Annotated in this window: 11 protein-coding genes; 7 read left to right on the forward strand and 4 right to left on the reverse strand. The window is 71.5% G+C overall.

Features of this window, described 5'->3' with window-relative positions; genetic code table 11:
• The first annotated feature begins 28 nt into the window (after positions 1 to 28).
• Both RQG84_RS03490 and RQG84_RS03495 read left to right on the forward strand, forming a co-directional pair.
• The gene (locus RQG84_RS03490) at positions 29 to 1579 is read left to right on the forward strand and encodes a succinic semialdehyde dehydrogenase (RefSeq protein ID WP_311208876.1); all 1551 of its coding nucleotides are present in this window, start codon (positions 29 to 31) and stop codon (positions 1577 to 1579) included.
• Between the two features lie 80 nt (positions 1580 to 1659).
• The gene (locus RQG84_RS03495) at positions 1660 to 3351 is read left to right on the forward strand and encodes a GMC family oxidoreductase (protein ID WP_311208877.1); all 1692 of its coding nucleotides are present in this window, start codon (positions 1660 to 1662) and stop codon (positions 3349 to 3351) included.
• 154 nt (positions 3352 to 3505) lie between these two features.
• Here the strand turns inward: RQG84_RS03495 and RQG84_RS03500 are convergent, their stop codons facing one another.
• Complete coding sequence (locus RQG84_RS03500; RefSeq protein ID WP_311208878.1) at positions 3506 to 5077, reverse strand: adenylate/guanylate cyclase domain-containing protein; 1572 nt, start codon at positions 5075 to 5077, stop codon at positions 3506 to 3508.
• 138 nt (positions 5078 to 5215) lie between these two features.
• Between RQG84_RS03500 and RQG84_RS03505 the strand changes: the two genes are divergently transcribed.
• Positions 5216 to 5614: a cyclic nucleotide-binding domain-containing protein gene (locus tag RQG84_RS03505; protein WP_055963666.1), complete on the forward strand. Its 399-nt coding sequence runs from the start codon at positions 5216 to 5218 to the stop codon at positions 5612 to 5614.
• Between the two features lie 125 nt (positions 5615 to 5739).
• Here the strand turns inward: RQG84_RS03505 and RQG84_RS03510 are convergent, their stop codons facing one another.
• Positions 5740 to 6558, reverse strand: a complete 819-nt coding sequence (locus RQG84_RS03510; RefSeq protein WP_056556168.1) for an adenylate/guanylate cyclase domain-containing protein — start codon at positions 6556 to 6558, stop codon at positions 5740 to 5742.
• Positions 6559 to 6771: 213 nt separating this feature from the next.
• On the opposite strand from RQG84_RS03510, the gene guaA reads away from it, so the two are divergent.
• Positions 6772 to 8331, forward strand: coding sequence for a glutamine-hydrolyzing GMP synthase (guaA, locus tag RQG84_RS03515; protein ID WP_257728781.1), 1560 nt, complete (start codon positions 6772 to 6774; stop codon positions 8329 to 8331).
• A gap of 66 nt (positions 8332 to 8397) precedes the next feature.
• Positions 8398 to 8997, forward strand: coding sequence for a class I SAM-dependent methyltransferase (locus RQG84_RS03520; RefSeq protein WP_311208879.1), 600 nt, complete (start codon positions 8398 to 8400; stop codon positions 8995 to 8997).
• 23 nt (positions 8998 to 9020) lie between these two features.
• On the opposite strand, the gene RQG84_RS03525 is transcribed toward RQG84_RS03520, so the two are convergent.
• On the reverse strand, positions 9021 to 9416 hold the full coding sequence (locus RQG84_RS03525; protein ID WP_311208880.1) for a nuclear transport factor 2 family protein: 396 nt from the start codon (positions 9414 to 9416) through the stop codon (positions 9021 to 9023).
• Positions 9417 to 9532: 116 nt separating this feature from the next.
• Between RQG84_RS03525 and RQG84_RS03530 the strand changes: the two genes are divergently transcribed.
• Positions 9533 to 10171: a hypothetical protein gene (locus tag RQG84_RS03530; RefSeq protein ID WP_311208881.1), complete on the forward strand. Its 639-nt coding sequence runs from the start codon at positions 9533 to 9535 to the stop codon at positions 10169 to 10171.
• 17 nt (positions 10172 to 10188) lie between these two features.
• On the forward strand, positions 10189 to 10635 hold the full coding sequence (locus tag RQG84_RS03535) for a GNAT family N-acetyltransferase (RefSeq protein ID WP_311208882.1): 447 nt from the start codon (positions 10189 to 10191) through the stop codon (positions 10633 to 10635).
• A 10-nt stretch (positions 10636 to 10645) separates the two neighbouring features.
• Here the strand turns inward: RQG84_RS03535 and nhaA are convergent, their stop codons facing one another.
• On the reverse strand, positions 10646 to 11923 hold the full coding sequence (nhaA, locus tag RQG84_RS03540; RefSeq protein WP_311208883.1) for a Na+/H+ antiporter NhaA: 1278 nt from the start codon (positions 11921 to 11923) through the stop codon (positions 10646 to 10648).
• Positions 11924 to 12010 lie beyond the last annotated feature (87 nt).

The raw sequence follows: 12010 nt of genomic DNA on the forward strand, positions 1-12010 counted from the left end.
TCCACATACCGGCGGTATCCTGAGCAGCATGTCCGCCGCCAGCGTCGTCCCCGCCTCCCGCGTCACGAGCCTCACCGCCCTCATCCGCAGCACGAGCGGCGAGACCCGCACCACCCGCACGCCGCTCACGGGCGAGGCCGTCGCGGAGATCCCCGTCTCCTCGATCGACGACGTCGAGGCCGCGTTCGACGCCGCCCGCACCGCCCAGGAGCGCTGGGCCCGCACGCCGCTCGAGGCCAGGTCGGCCGCGCTGCTGCGCCTGCACGACCTGGTGCTCGCCCACCAGGACGAGCTGCTCGACCTCATCCAGCTGGAGTCCGGCAAGGCGCGTGCGCACGCCTTCGACGAGGTGGCCCACCTGGCGCTCACCGCCCGGTTCTACGCCCGGCGCCTGCGCAGCCAGCTGCGCACGCGTCGGCGCAACGGCGCCCTCCCCGGGCTCACGAGCGTGCACGTGAACCAGGTGCCGAAGGGGGTCGTGGGCATCATCAGCCCCTGGAACTACCCCCTGACCATGGCCATCGCCGACGGTCTGCCCGCCGTCGCCGCCGGCAACGCCGTGGTGCACAAGCCCGACAGCCAGAGCCCGCTCATCGCGCTCGCCGGCGTGGAGCTGCTGCGCCGCGCCGGCATCCCCACCGACGTCTGGCAGGTCGTCAGCGGGGCCGGCTCCGTCGTCGGGACCGCGATCATCGAGCGCGCCGACTACATCTGCTTCACGGGCTCCACCGCCACCGGCACCCTCGTGGCCAAGCAGGCCGCCGAGCGGCTGGTCAGCTGCTCGCTCGAGCTCGGCGGCAAGAACCCGATGATCGTCCTCCCGGGCGCCGATGTCGAGCGCGCCGCGGCCGGCGCCGTCAACGCCGCCTTCTCCTCGGCGGGCCAGCTGTGCGTGTCCATCGAGCGCATCTACGTGCCCGAGGCGCTCTACGACTCCTTCCGCGACGCGTTCGTGCGGCGCGTGCGCGCGCTCAGCCTCGGCGCCAGCTTCGACTGGGACGCCGACATGGGCTCGCTCATCTCCCAGAGCCAGGTCGAGACCGTCACCAAGCACGTCGACGACGCCGTCGCCAACGGCGCGACCGTCCTCGCCGGTGGGCGGGCCCGGCCCGACCTCGGCCCCTACTTCTACGAGCCCACCGTCCTGGAGGGCGTCACCGAGGCGGCCGCCTGCTTCGCCGAGGAGACGTTCGGCCCGCTCGTCTCGCTGTACCGCTACCGCACCGTCGAGGACGCGATCGCGCTCGCCAACGCCGGCGAGTACGGCCTGAACGCGAGCATCTTCGGCCCGGTCCGCCAGGCGCGCCTCGTCGCGCCGCGCATCAAGGCCGGCACGGTCAACATCAACGAGGGCTTCGCCGCCACGTTCGGCAGCATCGACGCCCCCATGGGCGGCATGCGCAGCTCGGGCGTGGGCCGCCGCCAGGGCGCCGAGGGCATCCTGCGCTACACCGAGCCGCAGTCGGTGGCCGTCCAGAGGGCGGTCCCGATGGCCGGCCCTGCGTTCGTCCCCGCCAAGACCTACGCTCGGGCCCTCACGCTCGGCCTCAAGGTGCTGCGACGCACCCGGCGCGCCTGACCCCGCAGCACGACCACGCAGCGCGACGCACCAGCACGACCCCACCCAGCACGACCCCGCAGCACGACGAGAGGTATCCCATGGCATTCGACCACGACGTCATCGTCATCGGCTCAGGCTTCGGCGGCAGCGTGTCCGCGCTCCGCCTGACCGAGAAGGGCTACAAGGTCGCGGTGCTCGAGGCCGGCAAGCGGTTCCGCGACGAGGACTTCGCCAAGACGTCCTGGCGGCTGCGCAAGTTCCTCTGGATGCCACAGCTCGGCTGCTACGGGATCCAGCGCATCGACAAGCTCAAGGACGTCCTCATCCTCTCCGGTGCCGGCGTGGGTGGCGGGTCGCTCGTGTACGCCAACACGCTCTACGAGCCGCTCGACCCGTTCTACAAGGACCCCGCCTGGGGCCACATCGCCGACTGGAAGGCCGAGCTGGCGCCGTACTACGACCAGGCCAAGCGGATGCTCGGCGTGGCCACCTACCCCTTCGAGACCCCGGCCGACCGGATCATCAAGAAGGTCGCGGCCGACATGGGCGTGGAGGGCACGTTCCACCACACCCCCGTCGGCGTGCTGTTCGGCGACGAGCCCGGTGCGAAGGTCGCCGACCCGTACTTCGGCGGCGCCGGACCCGACCGCAACGCCTGCATCAACTGCGGTGAGTGCATGACGGGGTGCCGGCACAACGCCAAGAACACGCTCGTCAAGAACTACCTGCACCTGGCCGAGCAGAACGGCGCCGAGATCCACGCCCTGACGACCGTCGTGTCGGTCACGCCGCTGCCCGGCGGGGGCTACGCCGTCGAGACCCGTGGCACCAACAAGCGCTTCCGCAAGCACAAGGTCATCACCGCCGAGCAGGTGATCTTCGCCGCCAGCTCGATGGGCACCCAGAAGCTCCTGCACCGCATGAAGGACCGCGGCGTCCTGCCGAAGGTCTCCGACCGCCTGGGCCTGCTCACGCGCACCAACTCCGAGGCGCTCCTGGGCTCGATCTCCGACGGCAAGGACATCGACTACTCCGAGGGCGTGGCGATCACCTCCTCGTTCCACCCCGACGAGTACACCCACATCGAGCCGTGCCGCTACGGCCGCGGCTCCAACGCGATGTCGCTGCTGCAGACCGTCCTCACCGACGGCAGCCTGCCGGCCAAGCGCTGGAAGACGTGGCTCAAGGAGATGTGGACCCAGAAGCGCAACCTGTTCAAGCTGTACGACCTGCGGCACTGGTCCGAGCGCACGATCATCGCGCTCGTGATGCAGACGCACGACAACTCGATCACCACGTACACGAAGCGCAACCTGCTCGGTCGCAAGGTGCTCACGTCGCGCCAGGGCCACGGCGCCCCCAACCCGGCGTTCATCGAGCCCGGGCACGTGGCGGTGCAGCGCATGGCCGAGCACATGGGCGGCACCCCGGGCGGCACCATCGGCGAGCCGTTCAACGTGCCGCTCACGGCGCACTTCATGGGCGGCGCCTGCATCGGCGACTCGCCCGACACGGGTGTCATCGACCCGTACCACCGCCTGTACGGGTACGAGGGCCTGCACGTGGTCGACGGCTCCGCCATCAGCGCGAACCTGGGCGTCAACCCGTCGCTGACCATCACGGCCCAGGCCGAGCGGGCCATGGCGTACTGGCCCAACCGCGGCGAGACCGACGTCCGTCCCGCCGTGGGCGAGGGCTTCCGGTCCATGGAGCCGATCGCACCCAAGAGCCCCGTGGTCCCCGACGACGCCCCCGGCGCCCTCCGGCTTCCCATCGTCGGGGTCAGCTGAGCGTCCGGCCGGCGGCTCACGATTCCCATCACCTGATGGGAGTCGTGAGCCCACCATGGTTTCCCCTCACTCACCTGCGGATGCATCCGCAGGTGGGTGGGGGATTCCCATCAGGTGATGGGAATCGTGGGACGGACCTGGCCGGCCAACGGCCTCAGGGCGTGGACGAGGCGCGCCGCGGCACCGCGGTCCGCGTCTCGTCGGATCGGCCGCGGAGCACGGTGCTGCCGTGCGGCGCCCAGTGCGCCGACTCCTCGGACCCGGCCGCCTCGACGGCCTGCAGGTCGGCCAGCACCCCGCCGTCGACGTCCTTCGCCAGCTCGGTGAGGCGCGACGCCGCGTTGACCGCGTCGCCGATGACCGTGAACTCGTAGCGGGACTCGTCACCGACGTAGCCCGCGACGGCGCGGCCGGTGGCCACCCCGATCCCGGCGCGGACGCCGACGAGCTCGGTCTCGAGCCGCTCCCCGATGCGACGAGCGGCCGCGAGGGCCTGCCCGGGGTGGTCGTCGAGCGGGCGCGGTGCGCCGAAGACCGCCAGCACCGCGTCGCCCATGAACTTGTTGACCAGCCCGCCGTGGGCGTCGACCTCGGCGATGATCACGCCGAAGTAGTCGTTGAGCATGCCCACGACCTCGTCGGGGTCGCGCTGCTCGGCGTAGGTGGTGGAGCCGACGAGGTCGGTGAACAGCACCGAGACCTCGCGGGTCTCGCCGCCCAGCCGGATCTCCCCGAGAGCAGCCTCGGCCACGTCGCGTCCCACGTGCCGGCCGAAGGCGTCGCGCAGCCGCTCCCGCTCGAGCAGGCCGGTGGACATCTGGTTGAAGCCGGACTGCAGCATGCCGAGCTCGGAGCCGTCGAACACCTCGATGGTGGTGCCGAACTCGCCGCGCTCCACCTCGCGCATGGCCGCGGTGACTCCCGTGATGGGCTGCACGACGGCGCGCGCCGTCAACCACATGACGAAGAAGCCGAAGCAGAGCACGACGCTGCCGAGCACCAGGGTGACGACGGCCAGCTCGCTGAGGGTCAGCTGGTCGGTGGAGAGCGCGAGGATGCCGACCACGACCAGGCCCACGACGGGTGCGCCCGTGCCGAGCCACCAGAACATGAGGACCCGGGTGGCGGCGCCGAGCCCGCGAGGCTTCTTCATGACCGCGCCGCTGAGGGCGCGTGCCGCCACGGGCCGCATCGCGAACTCCGCGAGCAGGTAGGCGATGGTCGTGACGACGATGGAGGCGATGCCGACCGTGAGACCGGTCGACAGGGCGCGCTCCTCCTGGACGACCAGCGAGAGCACCGTGAACAGGATGGTCGCGAGGATCCAGAGCGCGGCCTGCAGCAGGGTCAGCATGCGGGGGGCGCGCAGCGCGCGACGTCGGTCCTTGGGCCCGGGCTCGCGACCCTCGATGGCCCACCGCTGCGCCTTGAGCGTGGCCGACGTGCCCCACGTGGCGCCGACGAGGACCGCGAGCCCGACGTAGCAGGGCACGGCCACGGCGAGCGCGTACGCCATGTCCCGCGTGGGCGCGGGGCTGGGCACCACGAAGACCGAGAGCACGAAGACGATGCCGGCACCGATGACGTTGGTGCTCACCAGGAAGAGGGTGAGCAGCAGCTGGATGCGGAACCTCAGCCGACTGGGGTCCTGCTCGGCCGGACCGAGCAGCACCGACCCGAAAGCACGCCGGGACCGCGTGGCCGAGCGGGAGGGACGATCGTCCACGTCGGACCTTCCAGGGCTGGCGGTGGGGACGTGCGGCAGCGTACCGTCAGCATGCCGCGGCGTGTCCTCACTCCGCTCGAGTCGTTGGACGAGTTGCGGCGCCCTCCCACCCCGGTGTCGCACGACCGAGAGGAAGCCATGGCACGCAAGGCAGACCGCGAGACCATCGACGCGCTCACCCGCGTCACCGACTTCGACGCCGAGACCGTCGAGAAGCTCGCCGGCGTCGGTCGTCCGGTCAACATCCCCGAGGGCTGGGCGGTGATGATCGAGAACACCCCCGCGGACAAGGCGTACATCATCCTCGAGGGGACGATGGAGGTGCGGCGTCAGAAGCAGCCGATCGCCGAGCTGGAGGCCGGCGACGTGATCGGTGAGATGGCCCTGGTCAACGGCAAGCTGCGCAACGCGACCGTCGTGGCGAAGACGCCCGTCAAGGCGCTGCACCTGACCGACTCCGACGTGGCCGAGCTGCTCGACCACGACCCGAACTTCGCCTCGAAGCTGCAGCAGAAGGCCACCGAGCGCCTCGACTGACCCCCCCCGAGCGGTGAGTTCTCCACCGCATCGGGCGGCCATGCCCCGCGCGGTGCGGATTCCACCGTCTCAGCGCTGAGATGGTGGGATCCGCACCGGCCGAGCGGGTGGCCGAGCGCTCGCGCTCAGACCTTCCAGTCGATGGCGTGGACGACCTGCGTGCCCGGGATCCCCTTGAGGTCGACCTCGCGGCTCTCCAGCACGGCAGGCTTGTCCTCGCCATGGGTCTCCTCCAGCGACTCGAGCGCACCGTCGCTCACGAGCACCTCGCCGCCCTCGGCCTGCGCCGCCACGCGTGCTGCGTAGGCGACGTTGCGGCCGAACAGGTCGCCGTCGCGGTGCACCGCCGAGCCCTGGTGAACGCCGATCCGTACCGCCACCCCGCTCAGGCGTGACCCGGGCCGCGCGCGGGTGATCCGACGCTGCACCTCGGCCGCGGCGGCCACCGCCTGGGCGGCGTCGGTGAACGCCACCATGAAGCCGTCGCCCTGGGTCTTGATGACGTAGCCGCCGTTGCGGCTGACGGCCCGGTTGACGACCGCGTCGTGCCGCGAGAGCAGCTGCACCCAGCCGCGGTCGCCCAGGGCGTGGTTGAGGGCCGTCGAGCCCTCGATGTCGGAGAACAGGATCGCCACGGTCCCGTCGCGCGAGGCCATGCGGGCGAGGTCGGGACGCTCCACGTCGGCCCAGCGGGCGAGGTCGTCGATCGAGCTGCGCAGTGTTCCGCTGAAGCCCTTGTCCTTCAGGCTGATCGCGGTGCCGACGACGGTGCGGACGGCGTCGGACGGCGTGGGCACCAGCCGGATGCGCGGCCGTTCGGTCCGGATCGCCCGCTTCAGCTGCGCGATGCGACGGCGTGCGCCGAGCAACAGGCCCCAGGCCACGACGAGCGACACGGCCAGCGCGGCGCAGGTGACGGAGAGGACGATCTCGAGGACGGACATCGCAGCCAATCTACGGCGCTGGGGCGGGGGAGTGCCGGACAGCACAGGACCCGGCCTGGAGGGAGCTCACGGGCCGGGTCCTGTATGTGCCACGAGGAGCGGGCACGGTGGATCTCACGGGAGGGAGTGTAGTGAGATCCGTCCTGATCAACGACGCTCCCCAGAGGGGGTTACGAGGGTCTGGAGAAATATTTCGACCGATACGATGACGGGGTGACTCCAGACCACGACCTCGTCCTCGTCGTCGACTACGGCGCCCAGTACGCGCAGCTGATCGCGAGGCGGGTCCGCGAGGCGCGCGTCTACTCCGAGATCGTGCCGCACACGATGCCCGTCGAGGAGATCCTCGCCCGCAAGCCGGCCGCGATCATCCTCTCGGGCGGCCCGTCGTCGGTGTACGAGCCGGGCGCCCCCCAGCTCGACCCGACCATGGTCGAGTCCGACGTGCCGGTCTTCGGCATCTGCTACGGCTTCATGGCCATGGCGGCCGCGCTCGGCGGCGACGTCGCCCGCACCGGCCAACGGGAGTACGGACGCACCTCGGTGGAGGTGCTCGACCCCGGGACCCTGCTCCAGGGACTGCCCGGCCCCATCACCTCGTGGATGTCGCACGGCGACGAGGTCGTCGGCGCACCCGACGGCTTCACCGTCAACGCGCGCTCCCCGCGGGCGACGGTGGCGGCGTTCGAGAACACCGACCGCCGACTGGCCGGGGTGCAGTGGCACCCCGAGGTCCTGCACTCCGAGCACGGCCAGCAGGTGCTGGAGCGGTTCCTCGTCGACATCGCCGGCTGCCGTCAGACGTGGACCAGCGTCAACATCGTCGAGGAGCAGGTCGAGAAGATCCGCGCCGAGGTCGGCGACGCCCGGGTCATCTCGGCACTGTCCGGCGGCGTCGACTCGGCCGTCTCGACCGCTCTGGTCCAGCGCGCGGTGGGCGACCGGCTCACCGCCGTCTTCGTCGACCACGGGCTGCTGCGCGAGGGCGAGGCCGAGCAGGTCGAGCGCGACTACGTCGAGGCCACGGGGGTCGACCTCAAGGTCGTCGACGCGCGGGAGCGGTTCCTCGGCCACCTGGCCGGGGTGAGCGACCCCGAGACCAAGCGCAAGATCATCGGCCGCGAGTTCATCCGCGTGTTCGAGGAGGCCGAGCGCGAGGTGCTGGCCACCCCGGGCCCGCCGGTCAAGTTCCTGGTGCAGGGCACGCTCTACCCCGACGTCGTCGAGTCCGGCGGCGGCGAGGGTGCGGCCAACATCAAGAGCCACCACAACGTGGGCGGCCTGCCCGAGGACCTCGAGTTCTCGCTCGTCGAGCCGCTGCGCACCCTGTTCAAGGACGAGGTGCGCGAGGTCGGCCGCCAGCTCGGCATCCCGGAGGCCATCGTCGGCCGGCACCCGTTCCCAGGTCCCGGCCTCGCGATCCGCATCGTCGGCGCGGTCGACGCCGAGCGGCTCGCGATCCTGCGTCGGGCCGACGCGATCGTGCGCGAGGAGACCTCGGCGGCCGGGCTCGACGGTGACATCTGGCAGTTCCCGGTGGTGCTGCTCGCCGACGTCCGCTCGGTGGGCGTGCAGGGCGACGGCCGCACCTACGGCCACCCGATCGTGCTGCGCCCCGTCTCCAGCGAGGACGCGATGACCGCCGACTGGAGCCGCCTGCCCTACGAGGTGCTCGAGCGGATCTCGACCCGCATCACCAACGAGGTGGAGGACGTCAACCGCGTCGTCCTCGACATCACCAGCAAGCCGCCGGGCACCATCGAGTGGGAGTGAGTCGGGCGGGCTGACCTGCGAGCACCCGGCTCGGGGACGGTCGTCCCGTGCGAGAGGCTTGGGGGCATGTCACTCGAGTCCGTCCGCGGTTCGTACGGAGCGAGAGCGGACGAGTACGTCGAGGCGGTCGGCCGGATCGAGCACGTGGCCGCCCCCGACCTGGCACTCGTCGAGAGATGGGCCCGTCGTATCGAGGGGCCTGTGCTCGACGTCGGCTGCGGACCCGGGCAGTGGACGCACCATCTCGCCGGACTCGGCACGGATGTCGAGGGCGTCGATCCGGTGCCTGAGCTCGTCGAGAGGGCGCAGGCCACCTACCCCGTCCAGCGCTACCGGGTCGGGCGAGCCGAGGCCCTGGGCGTCGACGACGGCTCACTCGGCGGGGTGCTCGCGTGGTACTCACTGATCCACACCGCCCCCGAGCAGATCGGCGCAGCCCTGACCGAGCTCGCCCGTTGCATCCGGCCCGGCTGCGGTCTCGCGCTGGGGTTCTTCACCGGCCCGACGCTGGAACCGTTCGAGCACGCGATCACCACGGCCCACTACTGGCCCGTCGACCTCTTGTCGTCCGAGGTCGAGGCGGCCGGCTTCGCCGTCACGCACACCGAGTCGCGAACCGATCGCCCCGCCCGGTCGCACGGAGCGATCCTCGCGACCCGCGCGTGACGTGACCGGGAAGCTCGCGCTGCTCAGGCCGGTCCGGCGCCGCGCTGACGGTCGAAGGCCGCGCGGATCGGGGCGGTGTCGTACACGATGTGCAGCCGCGTGATCCGACCGTCCGCGTCGAGCTCCGCCACGTCGACCACGGTGAAGGGTGCGGGCTCGCCGCTGGCCAGGGTCCAGTCGAAGTCGAACCACAGGCTCACGACGGTGCGGCCGTCGACCTCGCCGGTCATCGTCGTCCGCAGCGTCAGCCGCGACTGGCCGGTGTCCGCGAGCAGGAGCGGGTAGAACTCCGTCGCCGGGAGGGTTCCGTACAGGGGCGAGACCACCGTCGCGTCAGGGGCGAACAGCGCCAGGACGCCGGCGAGGTCGCCGGCCTCGAGCGCCTCGAGGTAGCGGTGGGACAGCTGCGCCGGTTGCATGCCCTGATCCCACCACGGACGCGTCCGACCCCACGTCGCCGGGACGTCTTGCTAGTGTCGAGGGCTGTGCTGGTCGTCGATCACCGACCGGCTGTCGATCCCGGGAGGTGCCGCGCGTGAACCCCAAGCTGAGGCTGGTCCTCGTCGGCCTGGTCCTCGTGGTGCTCGCCGGCCTCGGGGGCTGGGCCCTCATCGGCGGTGGAGGCGACGACGCCGAGCCGCTCGCATCCCCCAGCTCGGAGCCGGAGAGCACGCAGAGCCCCTCGGCCTCGCCGTCGCCGTCGCCGACCGGGACCCCGAGCCCCGCCGAGTCCGCCACCACGAGCTGCGAGGACGCCGACACGCAGGTCAACGTCGAGGGCGTCGAGCAGGACAGCCTGCTGCCCGACTGCGGGACCCGCGTGGTCAACGCGCGCCAGCAGGAGGCGTCGGGACTCGACCTCGGCTGCGGAGGCACCTACCCGGTGATCCTCTACAAGACCACCACCACCGACGGCTCCAAGGCGTCCGTGTGCGGGCGGAACTCCTCGGGCGAGCGGTTCCGTGTGGTCGTGAAGCCCGCGGGCGACGACGTCATCGACATGGCCGGCGACTACGACGCAGGCAACGATGCGTTCGTCGGCGAGAAGGGCTCCACGCTCTACGAGATCGTCGGCCGCAACGGCTCGATCGTCGTGTCCACCGAGAGCGGCAGCCGCACGCTCGAGTCCGACGGTGACTGGAGCTCGCTCGACAACGAGCCCGACGGGGACTGACCACGGTGCTCCTGCCGGTGCGTGCCGCTGACGTGCCGGACCTCGCTCGCTTCCTCCGCGACGCCGACCTGACGGTCGCCGGGCTCGACGCCCCGGGCCTGCGCTGCTGGATCGAGCGCGACGTCGACGGCGCCGTGGTCGGCAGCACCGGCTACGAGGCAGGCGACGACGGGGCGCACGTGCTGGTCCGCAGCGTCGCCGTGGCCCCCGATCGTCGTGCTCGCGGCCACGGGGCCCGACTGGCGCGGTTCGCCCTCGACCGAGCCGCCGAGTCCGGCGCCACCACGGCCTGGCTGTTCAGCCGCCGGTCCGGTCCGTTCTGGCAGGGCCTCGGCTTCGCGCCGGCCGACCTCGCGGACCTGGCCGGGGCACTCGCCACCACGCAGCAGGTGCAGCTGTTCGCCCGCACCGGCCAGCTCGACGTCGAGCGTGCGTGGTCGCGGCCCCTCGTGCCGACGTGCTGACGCCCGCGTCTCAGCCCTGGTAGACGTCGGGGATGCCGTCGGCGTCGTCGTCGCGGGTCTCCCGCTCGTGGATGAGCCGGTACGTGCGGTTGCGCAGGCGCAGCACCACCACGGCGAGCAGGGCCGACGTGAGTGAGCCGAGCAGCACGCCGACCTTCACGTGCTCGTCGGACTCGCTGCCGACACCGAACGCCAGCTCGCCCACGAGCAGCGCGACGGTGAACCCGATGCCCGCGAGCAGCCCGACGCCGACGAGGTCGATCCACTCCAGGTCGTCGTCCAGCTCGGCCTTCGTGAACCGGGCCATGAGCCAGGTGAAGAGGAGGACGCCGAGCGGCTTGCCGATCACGAGCCCGGCGATGATGCCCAGGGTCACCGGGTCCCGCAACGCCTCGACGAACCCGGAGGCGCCCTCGATCGCCACGCCTGCGGAGAAGAACGCGAAGACCGGGACGGCCACGGTCGAGGACAGCGGCCGCACGATCTCCTCGAGGTGCTCGGCGAGGCCCGGGCCCTCCTGGCCGTCGCGACGCAGGACCGGGACGGTGAAGCCGAGCAGCACGCCGGCGACGGTGGCGTGGACCCCGGAGGCGTGGACGAGGGCCCAGGCGGTGACCGCGAGCGGGATCAGCAGCCAGGGCGATCGGATGCGCTGCTGCACGAGGGCGCCGAACGCCGCGATGGGCAGCAGGGCGAGCAGCAGCCAGATCGCGTCGAGGTCGGAGGTGTAGAAGATCGCGATGATCGTGATGGCCAGGAGGTCGTCGACGATCGCCAGCGTGAGCAGGAACAGGCGCAGGCCGGTGGGCAGGAACGAGCCGACGACGGCGAGCACGGCGATGGCGAAGGCGATGTCGGTGGCGGCCGGGATGGCCCAGCCGACCGGTCGCCCGGCGTCGCTGATGCTGTTGATCGCCACGTAGATCAGTGCGGGCATGGCCATGCCGCCGATGGCGGCCACGATGGGGACTGCCGCACGGGAGGGATCGCGCAGGTCGCCCGCGACGAACTCGCGCTTGAGCTCGAGCCCGACCACGAAGAAGAAGATCGCCAGCAGGCCGTCGGCGGCCCACGCACCGATGGACAGGTCCAGGTGCAGCGACGCGGGGCCGATCACCGTGTCGCGGACCTGCTCGTAGGTGTCGGTCGTGTTGGCCGCGATCAGCGCCAGGATCGCCGCGATCATCAGCAGCGCACCACCGAAGGTCTCGGCGCGGACCAGCTCGCCGATGCGTTGCGCCTCCGGCCAGGAGCCGCGGCTGAACAGGCGACGGCGGGGGGTGGTCATGGGGTCACGATCTCCAATGGGGTCGATGAACTGACGCCGACCAGACTTCCCGGCACACCGCCGTCCACTCTACCGGCGACCGCCCCC

It is taken from the genome of Aeromicrobium sp. WCS2018Hpa-31 (assembly GCF_031843905.1).
Lineage (GTDB): Bacteria > Actinomycetota > Actinomycetes > Propionibacteriales > Nocardioidaceae > Aeromicrobium.